This is a genomic window from Glutamicibacter sp. AGC46 (genome assembly GCF_053543715.1).
The window spans coordinates 462,142-477,361 of the sequence record NZ_JBLVOJ010000024.1 but is presented as its reverse complement, the minus strand read 5'-3'; the positions used below and the strand labels follow the sequence as shown (position 1 = coordinate 477,361).

Annotated in this window: 12 protein-coding genes and 1 tRNA gene; 12 read left to right on the top strand and 1 reads right to left on the bottom strand. The window is 60.8% G+C overall.

Annotated elements, in window-relative coordinates:
- Window positions 1-37: 37 nt before the first annotated feature.
- Window positions 38-1,528 carry an aldehyde dehydrogenase family protein gene (locus ACNPM8_RS14205; RefSeq protein WP_400342539.1) on the bottom strand — a complete coding sequence of 497 codons (1,491 nt, stop codon included), beginning with the start codon at window positions 1,526-1,528 and terminating at the stop codon, window positions 38-40.
- A 110-nt stretch (window positions 1,529-1,638) separates the two neighbouring features.
- Here ACNPM8_RS14205 and ACNPM8_RS14200 point away from each other — a divergent pair, with 110 nt between their 5' ends.
- From ACNPM8_RS14200 to ilvA, 12 genes are all read left to right on the top strand, one after another.
- Window positions 1,639-2,337 (top strand): MazG nucleotide pyrophosphohydrolase domain-containing protein, encoded by a 699-nt coding sequence (locus tag ACNPM8_RS14200; protein ID WP_105661702.1) that lies wholly within the window; start codon window positions 1,639-1,641, stop codon window positions 2,335-2,337.
- A gap of 92 nt (window positions 2,338-2,429) precedes the next feature.
- A complete protein-coding gene (gene eno / locus ACNPM8_RS14195) occupies window positions 2,430-3,710 on the top strand; it encodes a phosphopyruvate hydratase (RefSeq protein WP_105661703.1) in 1,281 nt (426 codons plus the stop codon).
- 124 nt (window positions 3,711-3,834) lie between these two features.
- Window positions 3,835-4,674, top strand: coding sequence for an FtsB family cell division protein (locus tag ACNPM8_RS14190; RefSeq protein WP_286134178.1), 840 nt, complete (start codon window positions 3,835-3,837; stop codon window positions 4,672-4,674).
- A 29-nt stretch (window positions 4,675-4,703) separates the two neighbouring features.
- Window positions 4,704-5,405 carry a DUF501 domain-containing protein gene (locus ACNPM8_RS14185; protein ID WP_448940045.1) on the top strand — a complete coding sequence of 234 codons (702 nt, stop codon included), beginning with the start codon at window positions 4,704-4,706 and terminating at the stop codon, window positions 5,403-5,405.
- The gene (locus ACNPM8_RS14180; RefSeq protein ID WP_400290112.1) at window positions 5,405-6,331 is read left to right on the top strand and encodes a Ppx/GppA phosphatase family protein; all 927 of its coding nucleotides are present in this window, start codon (window positions 5,405-5,407) and stop codon (window positions 6,329-6,331) included. Before ACNPM8_RS14185 ends, ACNPM8_RS14180 begins: the two co-directional genes overlap by 1 nt.
- A 34-nt stretch (window positions 6,332-6,365) precedes the next feature.
- Window positions 6,366-7,871, top strand: a complete 1,506-nt coding sequence (locus ACNPM8_RS14175; RefSeq protein WP_105657441.1) for a S8 family serine peptidase — start codon at window positions 6,366-6,368, stop codon at window positions 7,869-7,871.
- 190 nt (window positions 7,872-8,061) lie between these two features.
- A complete protein-coding gene (locus ACNPM8_RS14170) occupies window positions 8,062-9,429 on the top strand; it encodes an NAD(P)/FAD-dependent oxidoreductase (protein WP_105657442.1) in 1,368 nt (455 codons plus the stop codon).
- 117 nt (window positions 9,430-9,546) lie between these two features.
- A tRNA-Leu gene (locus ACNPM8_RS14165) sits at window positions 9,547-9,628 on the top strand.
- Between the two features lie 299 nt (window positions 9,629-9,927).
- Window positions 9,928-10,734 (top strand): Bax inhibitor-1/YccA family protein, encoded by an 807-nt coding sequence (locus tag ACNPM8_RS14160; RefSeq protein WP_426735313.1) that lies wholly within the window; start codon window positions 9,928-9,930, stop codon window positions 10,732-10,734.
- Between the two features lie 213 nt (window positions 10,735-10,947).
- Entirely contained in the window at window positions 10,948-12,387 is a 1,440-nt protein-coding gene (locus ACNPM8_RS14155) for an APC family permease (RefSeq protein ID WP_400342544.1), read from the top strand.
- A 338-nt stretch (window positions 12,388-12,725) separates the two neighbouring features.
- Window positions 12,726-13,916, top strand: coding sequence for an AI-2E family transporter (locus tag ACNPM8_RS14150; RefSeq protein WP_286134180.1), 1,191 nt, complete (start codon window positions 12,726-12,728; stop codon window positions 13,914-13,916).
- 3 nt (window positions 13,917-13,919) lie between these two features.
- Window positions 13,920-15,191 (top strand): threonine ammonia-lyase, encoded by a 1,272-nt coding sequence (gene ilvA, locus ACNPM8_RS14145; RefSeq protein WP_105657446.1) that lies wholly within the window; start codon window positions 13,920-13,922, stop codon window positions 15,189-15,191.
- Window positions 15,192-15,220: the final 29 nt, after the last annotated feature.

Below are 15,220 nucleotides of genomic sequence, written 5' to 3'. Positions count from 1 at the left end.
AGGGGCGGGCTTCGCTGGTTCCAAGGGCAGGTGGTTCCTAGAACGGGTACTGCTTCTTGGTGGACTGCACGCCGACCCAGTGATCGGTGGTGAATTCCTCGATAGCCCACTCGCCGTTGAAACGGCCCAGACCCGAATTCTTCTCGCCGCCGAACATCACATGCGGTTCATCATTGACGGTGATGTCATTGACGTGAGTCATCCCGGCCTTGATGCCGCGGGCAAAGGCGACGCCCTTCTCCAGGTTTTGCGTGAAAACGGCCGAGGACAAGCCGAATTCGGTGTCGTTGGCCAGTTCCAGCGCATGCTCTTCGGAGTCGGCCTTGGCGATGCCCACGACCGGGCCGAAGATCTCCTCGCGGAACAGTTCCATGCCGCTGGTGACATCTGCGAAGACGTGGGGAGAGACCACACGGCCTGTGATCGAACCTGCCAGGACTTCGCGGGCGCCCTGGCCACGTGCGGTCTTGATCTTGCCGCTCACCGACGCCAACTGCGCATCATTGATGATCGGTCCCACGAGGTTGGCTGGATCGGCGGCATCGCCATAGCCGAGCTTGCCGACCTGCTCGATGAACTTCTCGATGAAGGCCTCGTAGACCGGAGCCTGGACGATGATGCGGTTGATGGCCATGCAGATCTGCCCCTGGTGCAAGAACTTGCCCAGGGTCGCGGCCTTGGCTGCTTCGTCAAGGTCAGCGTCTTCGAGCACGACGAATGGCGCGTTGCCGCCAAGCTCCAGCGCCACGCGTTTCATGTGCTCGCCGCTGACCGCGATTTTCCCGACGTTCTTGCCCACCGGAGTCGAACCGGTGAACGAAACCAGCGACGGGGTCCGATGCGCCACGAAGTAATCGCCGATTTCCGAACCGGACCCAACCACTGCGTTCAGCACGCCATCTGGCAGGCCAGCCTCGGCGAAAGCCTTGGCCAGGACCAAGGCTCCCACCAGCGGGGTATCCGAGGCGGGTTTGAGCACCACCGCATTGCCCAGGGCCAGGGCGGGCGCTACGGACCGGGCCGACAGCAGCAGCGGGAAGTTCCACGGGCTGATGACGCCCACCACGCCGACCGGTTCGCGGTAGACCCGGTTCTCCTTGCCCTCGGCATTGGAGGGCAGGATCTTGCCGTGCACGCGGGTGGGGAAGGTGGCTGCTTCGCGGATGGCAGCGATGGTGCCGCCCAGTTCGATGTTCGCCTTCAACTGCGTGGAACCGGACTCGGCGGTCAACAGCGCCAGGATGCCCTCGAAGTTCGACTGCAGGTAGTCGGCGGCCTGGTTCAGGACCTTCGAGCGCTTGCCGGGGGAGAGCGCCGCCCAGCCTGGCTGCGCAGCGGCGGCAGCGCCATAGGCGTCGTCGACGTCTTGGGTCGAGGCCTGGCGGATCTCGGCCAGGAGCGAGTCATCAAAAGGGTTGGCAGTGCGCATGATGCGCTCGGAGCGCCCCTCAACCCACTGGCCGCCGATGAAGAGTTTGGCTGGAAGCTGATCCAGGAATTCCAGCTGGGCGGTGTCTTGGACGGTCATTGGCAATCCTTCGCGTCGTCGGGATGAACTACGGCCATGCTAGCCCGAATGGGCAGCAATGGGCAGCTCCTTGGCCGCAGGCTGAAAGCCCGCTTCGATAGCATGTTCCTATGCCGGAGAACAGAACGCAACTAGACCAGCTCAACGCCACCGTACGGACCCTTCGCAGCAGATGCGCCTGGACTGGCGCGCTGACTCACGAGTCGCTGCGCACCTACCTCATTGAGGAAAGCTATGAGGTGCTGGACGCCATCGCTGAACGGAACCCGGATCTGTTGAAGGAGGAGCTGGGGGACTTGTTCTTCCAGATCCTGCTGCATTCGCTGATCGCCGAGGAGCAAGACCATTTCGGCCTGGAAGATGTCGCCGAAACGCTGAATGCGAAGCTATTGCGCCGCAACCGGCATATTTTCGACGAGCAGGGCCAGGTCCGCCAGGACGTCATCACGGATGTGGATGAGATTATCCGCGTGTGGGATGCGGCGAAGCAGGCCGAACGCGCCGGCCAGCCGAAGAAGCGGAAGAACGCGGGACTGCCCGCTGGGCTGCCGTCCCTGGCGCTCGCGCAGAAATTGCTTGATCGCCATGCCAGAGCAGGATCGGCACAGCCCGCGGCCGGGCTTGTCACCGAGCAGGTTCGTGAGCGAATCGTCGACGAGTTCTCCCTGGCCAAGGAATTAATGGCCCTGTCAGCGAGGGCCGAGGAGCTGGGCCTGGATGCCGAATCGGTGCTGCGCGCGGCCCTGGGCCAGCAATACGGCGCGGAAACTGGCGCAACAACATCGCCCAAATCACCTTCGAAGCGCTAGGCTAGAGACAGGCAATGGCGCCGACGGTCTTATCAGCGACCGCTGGTTGACCTGCCCCAAGACCACCCCTTTTCTACAAGGAGTCCATACTCATGGCATTGATTGACGCCATTCACGCGCGCGAAATCCTTGATTCCCGCGGCAATCCGACCGTCGAGGTCGAGGTCCTGCTATCCGACGGCTCGCATGGCCGTGCTGCTGTTCCTTCCGGTGCATCCACCGGCGCTTTCGAAGCAGCTGAGCGTCGCGACGGCGACAAAGACCGGTACCTCGGCAAGGGCGTACTGGGTGCTGTAGAGTCCGTCATCGACGAAATCGCCGACGAGCTGGAGGGCCTTGACGCCACCGACCAGCGCGCCATCGATGCCACCATGATTGAACTGGACGGCACTGCCAACAAGTCCAAGCTGGGTGCAAACGCCATCCTCGGCGTCTCCCTGGCAGTGGCCAACGCCGCTGCAGTGAGCGCCAACCTGCCACTGTTCAAGTACCTGGGCGGCCCTAACGCGCACGTACTGCCAGTGCCACTGATGAACATCCTCAACGGCGGCTCCCACGCCGACTCCGACGTGGACATCCAGGAATTCATGATCGCCCCGCTCGGCGCGCCGACCTTCTCCGAGGGCCTGCGCTGGGGCGTCGAGGTCTACCACAACCTCAAGTCCGTGCTGAAGGAGAAGAACCTCTCCACCGGCCTGGGCGACGAGGGCGGCTTCGCTCCGAACCTGCCAAGCAACCGCGCGGCTCTGGAACTGATCACCGAAGCGATCAAGCGCGCTGGCTACACCCCGGGCGAAGACATCGCCCTGGCGCTGGATGTCGCTTCCTCCGAGTTCTACGAGAACGGCGCTTACCAGTTCGAGGGCAAGGCGCTCTCTGCCCAGGAAATGAGCGACTACTACGCTGGCCTGGTTGCCGACTTCCCATTGGTTTCGATCGAGGATCCACTGGATGAAGACGACTGGGATGGCTGGAAGACCCTGACCGACGCCATTGGCGACAAGGTGCAGCTGGTAGGCGACGACCTGTTCGTCACCAACCCGCAGCGCCTGGCCGACGGCATCGCCAAGGGCACCGCCAACTCGCTGCTGGTGAAAGTCAACCAGATCGGCACCCTGACCGAAACCATCGATGCAGTGACCATGGCGCAGCGTGCCGGGTACACCACCATCACCTCGCACCGTTCGGGTGAAACCGAAGATGTCACCATCGCTGACATCTGCGTGGCAACCAACGCCGGGCAGATCAAGACCGGTGCACCAGCTCGCTCCGAGCGCGTAGCCAAGTACAACCAGCTGCTGCGTATCGAAGAAGACCTGGGCGCCTCGGCGGTCTACGCTGGCCGTAGCGCGTTCCCGCGTTTCAACAGCTAATTTTCAGTAATAGCGAATAAGCTCGTCGGTAGTGGATACCGGCGGGCTTTTCGTTATTTAATGGAATTATCTTGCCAAGTCCACGGCAACACCGCAAGAAAAGCACCACGGGAATTGGGGGAGTATGGCTCAGCGACCACCGCGAATGCCTCGCCGTAATACTCCGGATCCGGCCGAAGAAGCCGTAATAACCCCGGTTGACCAGACGAAACATGACGGCGCAGGTTCCGAAGCTGAACCGCCTACCGACGCTCTGCGCATCGTCAGGCCACAAGCGCAGGCCAGGCAAACTCCTGCAACGCCGCGCCCACCGAAGGCCGCTCCCGCTGCGCAGAAGCCCAGAAGCGTTGCAGCACAGCCGAAATCGACGGCACGCCCAGCGTCAGATGCGTCACGTGAGCCGAAAAAATTTGCAGGAAATTACGCGCCGAAGCCGAAGGTGCCGCTGCGCGAACGTGCCAAGGAAAAGCAGAACGAACGCCGACGCGATGACCGGGTGAAGTTCTCTGCTGCCGTACGCCGCAAGCCGGGGCAGAAGCCGTCTGGCCAGAACCACGTCCCCGAGGGCGAACCCGTTGCTGCGCACCGGTTTTCCGGCCGTATCGCCGCCTTGATCGTGGTCCTGGCCTTCTTCGCAGTGATGCTCGTGCCCACGGTGAATTTCTACCGCACGCAGATGGCGGAGCTGAATGAGCTGAATGCCTCGATCGAAGCGCTGGAGACGCAGCGCGATGACCTCAAGGCAGAGATCGCGCGCTGGGATGACCCGCTGTACATCAAGCAGCAAGCACGCGAGCGGATAAACTTGGTAATGCCTGGTGAAAAGCTCTACATGGTGGTGGGTGAACGCCCTAAGGATGAAGAGACGCCCGCCGACGGCAACGGAAGCACCTTCGAGGTGCGCCAGGAACTTCCATGGGTTGATGCTCTGCTCGACTCCGTTCGACGTTCTGCCACTGACTAACCACTTTAAACACGAAGAGACTTATAACCGTGACTGAACAGCCAATCCGCGAAGCCCTTGACGCCGCCGGACGAGTACCCAGCGAAGCTGACCTCGACACCCTGTCCCGCCAGCTGAACCGCCCGGTGCGCGATGTGGTGGAGATCGGTGCGCGCTGCGTTTGCGGAAACCCTCTGGTAGCCACCACGGCACCGCGCCTTTCCTCGGGTATTCCCTTCCCCACCACCTACTACCTGGCGCACCCGGTGATCACTGCGGCAGTGTCGCGGTTGGAAGCTGCCGGGTTGATGAACGAGATGAATGACCGCCTGGGCGAGGACGCGCAGCTGGCGCAGGCATATATCGATGCCCACGAGTCGTACCTGGCCAACCGCGATGCGATTGGCCAGCGCTCGGGGACCGGGGCCGTTCCGGAAATCGCTGGTGTCTCCGCTGGCGGCATGCCGACCCGCGTCAAGTGCTTGCACGTGCTGGTAGGGCACTCGCTGGCTGCCGGCGAGGGCGTGAATCCGCTGGGTGATGAAGCGCTGGCTGGGATTGCCCAGTGGTGGTCCAAGGACAAGTGCTACTGCGTGGGTGCTTGGGATACCGAATCCGAGGCCCCGAGCCGTGCCCGCTCGCGCCACGTGAAGACCCAGGAACAGCAGGACCCAGCGGCCAAGCGCGCAGAACGCGCCCGGAAGCGTGCCGTGCGTGAATCCGCACAGGGCGCTGACCAGGATGATGCCTAATGCGCGTGGCCGGTATTGACTGCGGAACCAACTCCATCCGTCTGCTGATCGCGGACATCGGGGCCGATGGCCAGCTGATCGACGTGCTGCGCACCATGCGCATCGTGCGCTTGGGCCAGGGCGTTGACGCTACCGGAGCTTTCGCTCCCGAGGCCTTGGAGCGCACCTTTGAAGCTGCTCGCGAGTACAAGAAGCTGTGCGATGAGCATGGGGTGGAAGCCATCCGTTTCGCAGCGACCTCGGCGGCCCGCGATGCATCGAATCGCGAGGTCTTCACCGAGCGGATCACCAAGATCCTGGGCGTTGCCCCGGAAGTGATCAGCGGTGAAGAAGAAGCCTCCCTGTCCTTTGCCGGTGCGGCTTCGGTTCGGGACGGGCAAAGCGGCAAGAGCCTGGTGATCGACCTCGGTGGTGGATCCACTGAATTCGTTCTCGGTGATGCCACCGGCCCGTTGGCAGCCAAGAGCCTGGACATGGGGTGTGTGCGCGTTACCGAACGGTTCCACCAAGCGGGATTGCGTTCGGACCAGGCCTTGGAATTCATGGACAGCACCTTGGAATCCTTGGCCGGATCGGTTGACGTTGCGCAGGTCGACGCGGTGATCATGGTTGCAGGCACTTTCACGACGCTCACCGCCCAGGCCCTGGGATTGAAGCAGTACGAGTCGGAAAAGATCCATGGGGCGCAGCTGAGCTTCGCCCAGATGCGCCAAGCCACCGCCAGCATGCTTTCCTACAGCCGGGAAGAGCGCGCGGCACTGGGCTTCATGCATCCGGGACGAGTTGATGTGATCCAAGCTGGCGCAGCCATTGTGCAACGCATCCTTCATTACCTTGAAAAGGCCAGCGGGAACCGCGAAATGGTTCTGATTGCTTCCGAACACGATATTCTCGACGGAATCGCGGCTTCAGCTGCCGCCGCCTGAACCTGTCACCCAGTCACCGACCCAAGGAGATGTCTTGAGCTCAGCTTTGCGTGCCAGGAAAAGAATGGGCTTCCTCAAGCTCGGCTCTCTGCTTGTCGCAGCGCTGTTGGCCTTCACCCTGCTCAGCGTGGGCGTACCTGCCCGCGCTGACAACATGCGTGAGTCCGAATACTGGCTCAAGTCGTTGGGCGTGGCCGAAGCGCACAAGACGACAAAGGGCGAAGGCGTCAAAGTCGCGATCATTGATACCGGCATTGATACCGCGCATCCAGACTTGAAGGGTGCCGTGGTTGGCGGTGCTGATATGTCCGGCTCAGGCGGAGACAAGGGCAACAAGCCCATAGGCGTCATGAGCGAGCACGGCACCTTGGTGGCTACCTTGCTCGGCGGGCGCGGCAACAACAAGGGCGAAATCAAGCGGGTTAAATCCGAGAACGAGCGCTTGAAGGCCGCGTGGGAAAAGGCCAAGAAGACCGCCGAAGACGAAGACGAGGACATTCCCCAGGAACCTGAGTACGAAAAGGTGCCAAAGCTGAAGAGCGGCAAGGACGGCGTGCTCGGCGTCGCTCCGGCAGCAGACCTGCTGTCTGTGTCGCTGTGGATGGGCGAAGGCAACCCGGCGAAGATTCCAGTGGAAACCCAGATCCCCCGTGCCGTGAAATGGGCCGTGGATTCCGGGGCCAAGGTCATCAACATGTCTCTCGGTTCAACCAGCCCGGCATGGCCGGAAAGCTGGGATGACGCCTTCAAGTACGCAGAAGACCATGACGTGGTTATTGTTGCCGCTGCAGGCAACCGTTCGGGCGGCATGAGCCAGGTGGGCGCCCCGGCCACCATTCCGGGAGTGCTGACCGTGGCCGGCGTTGATGCCAGCGGCAAGGCTTCGCAGGATTCCTCGACCGAAGGCATTTCCATCGGCGTTGCGGCCCCTGCCGAGCAGTTGGTCGGCGGCTTGCCAGATGACGGCTACGCGCGCTGGTCCGGTACCTCCGGCGCGGCTCCTTTGGTGGCGGGCGTGGCCGCATTGATTCGTTCGGAATACCCGAACATGAAAGCTCCTGAGGTCATCAACCGCATCCTGAAGACCGCCAAGGACACCGGCACAGCCGGCGTGGACAACCTCTACGGCTACGGAATCATCGATGCGCAGGCGGCAGTGACGGCGAGCGTCCCCTCGGTATCCGAGAACCCGCTGGGCACGATCAGCGAGTGGATTCGCGTGCACCGCCGCGACACCCAGAAGACTGCTGATACCCCAGCTCCGGGCGTCTCGATGGAGAAATCGGACCTCAAGCAGGTCGCGGCGCCAGATCCGGTTCTTCCCGATGACTCGGCACCGGCGCTTCAGCCGTTGCTGATCGTCGGCGGGGGAGTGCTCTTGCTGCTGGTGATCATTGCAGGCATCGCCCAGACCCTGGTGCGTCGTCGACGCGAGAAGGCTGCGGCGCGGCTTGGTTCGGCTTCCTTGAGTTCATTGAAAGTCCCGGATCAAGCTGGCGGCCGGGATCTGTTCGACGAGATTCCCGAAGAAGAGAAGTAAATAGCGGACAAAGCGGGGTGGAAACTGAAGATCCACCCCGCTTTTTCGCGCCTTCCGATGCTTAATTCGACAGGTTGGTGCGAACCTCGGCAGTCGGAAACGCCCATGCCTGGCGACGACGTGACACACCGAACGGAAATAGTTAGTGAATGTTTTCACTAACTCGAAAAATCCGCGTAGAATCAACAGTATGTCGATCATCGAAACCTCCCAGAAGCGTCCGCGCATTCTTATCGTCGGCGGTGGCTACGTAGGCCTGTACGTCGCGATGAAGTTGCAGAAGAAGGTCAAGGCACACGGCGGCATCGTCACCGTTGTCGACCCGAACCCGTACATGACTTACCAGCCATTCCTGCCAGAAGTTGCCGGTGGCCAGATTGAACCACGCCACGTTGTGGTCTCGCACCGTCAGCACCTGAAGCACTCCGAGCTGGTCAACGGCCGCGTGCTGAGCATCGACCATGCCAACAAGAAGGCTGTCATTGCTCCGGTCAACGGCGAGCAGTTCGAGCTGGAATACACCGATGTCGTGATGTCCGCTGGTGCGGTCACCCGTACCTTCCCCATCGCTGGCCTGGCTGAAACCGGCATTGGCCTGAAGACCATCGAAGAGGCTGTCGCCCTGCGCAACAAGGTTGCCGAGCGCATCGAGTCCGCTTCGAACATGACTGATCCAGTTGCACGCAAGCGCGCCCTGACCTTCGTGGTCGTCGGCGGCGGCTTCGCCGGCATCGAGACCATCGCCGAGCTGGAAGACATGGCCCGTCACTTGATCGGTCTCAACGACCGCATCGATGCGAAGGAAGCACGCTTCGTCCTGATCGAGGCCATGGGCCGCATCATGCCAGAAGTCACCGCCGAGCAGGCGGAGTGGGTTGTCGATCACCTGCGCAGCCGCGGCATCGAGGTCTTGCTGAACACTTCGCTGAACAATGCCGAAGAAGGCAACCTGGAACTGATCAACATGGCCGACAAGTCCCCAGCGGGCGAGTTCGGTTCCGACACCTTGATCTGGACTGCTGGCGTCATGGCCAACCCGATGGTTCGCTCCACCGATTTCCCAATCGAGCAGCGCGGCCGCATCGAGACCCGCACGGACCTTCGTATCAAGGATGCCAACGGCGAACCTCTGGAAGGCGCCTGGGCAGCCGGCGATATCTCGGCAGTCAAGGACGTCACCGGCGGCCTGCCGGACGGCACCTGCGTTCCCAACGCACAGCACGCAGTGCGCCAGGCCAAGCTGTTGGCCAAGAACCTGTACGCTGCGCGCTACGGTGTTGGCACCATCAAGGAATACAAGCACTCCAACCTGGGCGCAGTTGCCGGCTTCGGCCGCAACAAGGGCGTTGCCAAGGTTGTTGGCATCAAGCTCAAGGGCTGGCCAGCATGGATGGCACACCGCGGCTACCACGGCATGGCCATGCCGACCTTCGAGCGCAAGTTCCGCGTCGTTGGCGACTGGCTGGTTGCACTGGTCTTCAAGCGCGATGCCCTGCAGCTGAACAACCTCGAAGCACCACGCACTGCTTTCGAAGAGTCGGCCAAGCCGAAGAAGTAGGCTTGAGCCGTAGTTGGTCGACGATGATGCGAGGGGCCAAGCAATTGGCCCCTCGCGTACGTCAGCAAAGAAGGATTTTCTATTTGCTTTGCCGATCACGTAAAATTTGAGAGTCCTGCCCCTATGGTGGAATTGGCATACACGGCTGACTTAAAATCAGCTGCCGAAAGGCTTGTGGGTTCGAGTCCCACTGGGGGTACAGAATAAAGCCGTTGCTGTTCCGGATTTTCCGGTCAGCAGTGGGCTTTTCTTTTGCCAAAAGTGGGAGCGCATCCATCGTTCAACCTCAGGCATCGTGCATTCCACCAAAATCGGCTGCCAAGGCAACCTTGATGGTAGAACTTTCAAGAATATCGCTGACAGAGTAGTTTTTCTTCGGAAAAATGCCCTATATCATCCTTCCGACTGAGTGATTTCACAGCAATGCTCAATAGGATTAAGCAAAAGATCTTCAGCTAGCCACGTGCCGGCGCAATCGCAATCTATGGGGGAATGACATTGGGCAATCCAATTTTTGGTTCCAGCAGCCGCTCTGATGCTTGGGGAACCAAGCCTGGAAGTGCTGTTGGATTCCGTGACACCGCAAATATGAGCGCAGACCAGCTGCAGCAGATGTACCAGCAGCCTGCTGCAACCAGCGCCGACACCGGCCGCATGACCATCGGAACCACGATCAACAAGACCGTGCTCTGCCTGGCCTTGGTTGTTGTTGGCGCCGCGATTGGCTGGGGCATGCCGGCCCTCATGTTGCCAGGTGCCTTGGTTGGCTTTGTCCTCGGTCTGGTTAACGCTTTCAAGAAGCGCCCATCGCCTGTGCTCATCCTGCTGTATGCCGCGGCCCAGGGCCTGTTCCTTGGTGGTCTCTCCGGCTTCCTTGAAAGCCGGCCGGGCCTTGAGGGAATCGCTATCCAGGCTGTGCTGGCTACCCTGTGTGTTGCCGGCGTAACCTTGGCGCTGTACCGCTCGGGCAAGTACCGCATGACTCCCAAGCTGAACAAGATGTTCATGATCGGCATGGTCGGCCTGATCGTCTTCTCGCTGCTCAACATGGTTCTGATGCTCACCGGCGTCATCGATGGCATGTTCGGCATGCGCGGCGGAGTGCTCGGCTTGGTTATCGGTGTAGTTGCCGTTCTGCTGGCAACCTACGCACTGGTTGCCGACTTCACCATGATCGAGGAATTGTCCGACCAGGGTGCTCCAGCCATCATGGCATGGCGCGGCGCCTTCGGCCTGACCATGACCCTGATCTGGCTGTACACCGAGATCCTGCGTATTCTCGCGATCCTGCGTGGCGACGACTAGCCGCAATAGCATAGCTCGCAAGGACCAGTGCCCATTTCGGGCACTGGTCCTTGTGCGTTAATCGCCTGTTCAAATATGAATTTTTATGATCGACTGCAACCGCCTATGCCATGGAAAATGACAGCTGATTGGGCGCTCATGCGAAACTTTGGTTAGATTCTCCTGTAGCTATTCAGTTACTCAACTCACAGCAGATTTGGCAGAAAGAACGCAATGAGAGTCGATCAAACATCAGGAAAGCCGCCGGGCTTGGTGAAATCCCTGGGCAACTTGGATGCCCTGGCCCTAGGGTTCGGTGCCATGATCGGCTTCGGCTGGGTAGTGCTGACCGGTGGGTGGCTGGATAACGCCGGCACCATGGGGGCGGTACTGGCCATGCTCGTTGGCGGTGGCATCATGGCCGTCGTTGGCCTGACCTATGCCGAACTGACCGCGGCCATGCCCAAAGCCGGTGGCGAGCATAACTTCATCCTGCGCGCCCTGGGCGCCCGGCCTTCCTTTATCGGATCGTGGGCAATTACCGGCGGCTATGTCACGATTGTGGCTTTCGAGGCGGTTGCTTTGCCACGAACCGTGGAATACATCTTCCCGGGCATGAGCCAGATCCCCCTGTGGACTGTTGCCGGTTTTGAAGTAAACCTGACCTGGGCGTTGGTAGGCGTGCTTTCAGCGGTGGTGATCACCTGGATCAACATCCGCGGCGTGAAGCAAGCTGGCGTATTGCAGACCTTCGTGGTGCTCTTCCTGATGGTTATCGGCGTCTTGATGATCGTGGGAGCCTTTGCCGGCGGCGAAGCCAAGAACATGGAACCGTTCTTCACCCCAGGAACCAGCGGCTTCTTCGCCGTGCTGGTGGCGGTGCCATTCCTGTTCATCGGTTTCGACGTGATTCCGCAGTCCGCGGAAGAAGTGAATATTCCGGCCAAGCAAATTGGCAAGCTCGTAGTCGTCTCCGTAGTCTTGGCCACCATCTGGTACGTCATGGTTGTCCTGACCACAGCGTCAGCGATGCCAGCTGCTCAACTGGCCGGAGCTGACATTGCAACGGCGGATGCCTTCGGGGCCATGTTCGGTTCGGAGCTGATGGCCAAGGTGCTGATTGCCGGTGGCATCGCCGGCATCTTGACCTCATGGAACTCTCTACTGCTGGGAGCCTCCAGACTGGTCTACTCGCTGGCCCGAAGCGGCATGCTTCCTTCCTGGTTTGGCACATTGCATCCCGAATACCGCACTCCAGCCAACGCCCTGGTCTTCATCGGCGGAATCTCCATGCTAGCCCCATTCTTCGGCGCTGAAATGCTGGGGTGGCTCGTGGATTCGGGGGCGCCAAGCATCATCGTGGCCTACTTCCTGGTCTCGGTAACCTTCCTTGTGCTGCGCAAGCGCGAACCCATGATGGATCGTCCGCTGCGCGTTGGCGGCAACGGAATTGCTGGGACTATCATCGGCTGGACTTCAGTCCTGCTCACCGCTGCGCTCTTCAGCCTCTACATGCCCGGCATGCCGGCCTCGCTGAGCTGGGAACCGTGGGCCATCTTCGCCATTTGGTGGGCACTGGGGGCAATTTTCTTCTTCAAGGTACCCGCGGGCATCAAGCCCGGTGAAGAAGCTGAGGAGAGGGTCCTTGAAGCGGTCATGCGCCGCCGGAGATAGCATGTGCGAAGCGCCTGATGAGCCGTGTTTTCAAGTTGGCGTGAGCAATAAGAGGCAGCCTGTGCAATCTGGTTACCCCGGCAAGGGCAAATAAACATATTGAATTAGATTTCTAGGACCAGTGCCCATATCGGGCACTGGTCCTTGGTTTTTGTCACAATTGAGACATGGATCAAGAAGCTGTCTGGCAAACGCGATAGCGTGGTTCCATGAAGAAGAGCCGGTTGGAACGTCTACGCCGTTTTCGTGTTTCACTTCCGAGTCAGCCGGCGGAAACTCCTGCCACACCAGGGCCAGATCTGACGGATTTCAAAAGCGCCGAGGATATGCCGTATGCCATGCGCATGGCAGCAGCGTGGGCTTGGCGTTTCCTGATCATCGTCGCAGCCTTGGGCGTGCTGGTCTGGGCGCTGTCAAAAGTCTCCTTGCTGGTCATCCCGGTTTTCATCGCAGCGCTGCTAGCAGGGCTGCTCTCACCGGTTGTGAATACGATGAACTCCAAGCTTGCTGTACCTCGCGGGTTGGCCGTCGGCATTACTCTCATCGGCTTCCTTGCGCTGGTCACCGCAGGGCTATCGGTAGCAGGGCAAAAACTTTCGGCCGGTTTTACCGCCTTGTGGACCCAAGCGCTTTCGGGCATCGAGCAGGTCCAGGACTGGCTGTTCAATGGCCCGCTCAAGCTGACCAACGACGACCTGCAGAAGGTGCTGGACGATACCCTCGTCCAGCTTCGCGGCAATGCCACCAACATCCTGAGTGAAGCAATCAGCTGGACCTCCGCGATCGGGCAGATCCTGACAGGCACATTGCTGGCCGTCTTCGCCTTGATATTCCTGCTGCTTGACGGGCGCAAGATCGGTTTGTTCCTGGTGAACCTCTTGCCGCGCCGCGCCCGCCCGGCGATGGACGGAGCCTTGACCCGGGGCTGGGCCTCGCTGGTCACCTATGTGCGAGTCCAGATGATCGTTGCGCTGATCGACGCCATCGGCATCGGATTCGGTGCATTCTTCCTGGGCGTACCACTTGCCATGCCATTGGGCGTCCTGGTCTTCATCGGCTCCTTCATCCCGATCGTCGGTGCACTGTTTACCGGTGCCCTGGCAGTTTTGCTCGCGTTGGTAGCCAATGGCTGGGTCAACGCATTGATCATGCTGGCCGTAGTGCTGCTGGTCCAGCAGGCGGAGTCCAACATCCTGCAGCCACTGATTATGGGCAAGGCAGTGAGCCTGCACCCGCTGGCAGTGGTCTTGTCAGTAGCCGGCGGCACCATGCTTGCAGGCATTCCGGGTGCGCTATTCGCCGTACCGCTGCTGGCGGTGGTCAACGCGGTCGTGAAATACCTGTCGGGCCGAACCTGGGAAACCGACCAATTCGTGATTGAGCACTACGGAAACCAAGTAGTGGCGCAGAGCCCCAAGGCGAGCGACCCAGCGAAGGCCGACCCGCCGGCTGCAGCTGCAGGACCTGCCGCCGCACCAACAGCTTCGCCGGAAACCCGGCACCCTGAGTCCACAGCAGATGAGGAATAATCCATGAGCACCGAACCTACTTTGCCGGTTACGCTGGCTGATATCGAAGCCGCCGCTGAAGTACTCAAACCGGTTATTGCCCGCACCCCGGTGGAGCATTCCCGTGTTTTGTCCCAGCATGTTGGCGCCGAAGTTTTCCTCAAATGCGAGAATATGCAGCGCGCTGGATCCTTCAAGGTCCGCGGTGCCTATGTACGCATGTCCAAGCTCAGCGACGACGAGAAGGCCCGAGGCGTGGTCGCCGCGTCGGCAGGCAACCACGCGCAGGGCGTTGCCCAGGCCGCCAGCCACCTCGGAATCAAGGCGCGCATCTACATGCCCCGGGGCGTCGCCTTGCCGAAACTGACCGCGACGCGTGATCATGGTGCAGAAGTCGTGCTTTTCGGTGACACCGTGGATGAAGCGCTGGCCGAGGCGCAGCGTTTTGCCGACGAGTCCGGGGCAGTCTTCGTGCATCCTTTCGACCACCCGGACATCATTGCCGGCCAAGGCACCATCGGCTTGGAACTGCTCGAACAGCTTCCTGAGGTGGACACCGTGCTGATGGGTGTTGGCGGCGGTGGACTGCTGGCCGGCGTCGCCATTGCGCTGAAGGCCAAGGCCCGCGAACTGGGCCGCGAGATCAAGGTGGTGGGTGTCCAGGCGGAGAACGCCGCGGCCTACCCGCCATCCCTGGCCGCTGACGCGTTGGTCCCGCTGGATAACGTGCACACCATTGCCGACGGCATCGCTGTAGGCAAGCCAGGGCAGCTGCCTTTCGCGATCATCAAGGAATTAGTTGATGACGTGGTGACGGTATCGGAAGATACGCTCGCACGAGCTCTGGTGGTGCTCCTGGAGCGCAACAAGCTCGTGGTGGAACCAGCCGGTGCGGTGGGCGTCGCGGCACTGCTGGAGAACAAGCTGGAAGCGCACGGGATCAATCCGGCAACCACCGCGGTAATCCTTTCTGGCGGCAACATCGATCCGCTGCTGATGCTCAAGGTGATCCAGCGTGGCCTGTCAGCGGCCGGCCGCTTCTTGACCATACGCATGATGCTTCCAGACCGCCCCGGCTCGCTCGCGCAGATCTCCAACATCATCGCCGAATCGGATGCGAATGTCACCCGTCTGGACCACACCCGTATCGGTGGTTCGCTGTCCATGGGCGATGTCGCGATCACCATCGACCTGGAAACCAAGGGCCATGAGCATTCCAAGACGGTGCTCAATAACCTGCGCGCCGAAGGCTTCGACCCGCAGATCACCAATACTGCCGGCGGTTCAGTCGCCTAGCGCATAAGCAGCAAAGTCCGAAGGCCGCC

What these genes read in the sequence shown, in the direction of transcription:
- ACNPM8_RS14190 (WP_286134178.1), top strand. Translation starts at nt 3,835, where the DNA reads ATGGCTCAGCGACCACCGCGAATGCCTCGCCGTAATACTCCGGATCCG.
- ACNPM8_RS14155 (WP_400342544.1), top strand. Translation starts at nt 10,948, where the DNA reads ATGAGAGTCGATCAAACATCAGGAAAGCCGCCGGGCTTGGTGAAATCC.
- ACNPM8_RS14170 (WP_105657442.1), top strand. Translation starts at nt 8,062, where the DNA reads ATGTCGATCATCGAAACCTCCCAGAAGCGTCCGCGCATTCTTATCGTC.
- ACNPM8_RS14200 (WP_105661702.1), top strand. Translation starts at nt 1,639, where the DNA reads ATGCCGGAGAACAGAACGCAACTAGACCAGCTCAACGCCACCGTACGG.
- ACNPM8_RS14180 (WP_400290112.1), top strand. Translation starts at nt 5,405, where the DNA reads ATGCGCGTGGCCGGTATTGACTGCGGAACCAACTCCATCCGTCTGCTG.
- ACNPM8_RS14205 (WP_400342539.1), bottom strand. Translation starts at nt 1,528, where the DNA reads ATGACCGTCCAAGACACCGCCCAGCTGGAATTCCTGGATCAGCTTCCA.
- ilvA (WP_105657446.1), top strand. Translation starts at nt 13,920, where the DNA reads ATGAGCACCGAACCTACTTTGCCGGTTACGCTGGCTGATATCGAAGCC.
- eno (WP_105661703.1), top strand. Translation starts at nt 2,430, where the DNA reads ATGGCATTGATTGACGCCATTCACGCGCGCGAAATCCTTGATTCCCGC.
- ACNPM8_RS14150 (WP_286134180.1), top strand. Translation starts at nt 12,726, where the DNA reads ATGCGCATGGCAGCAGCGTGGGCTTGGCGTTTCCTGATCATCGTCGCA.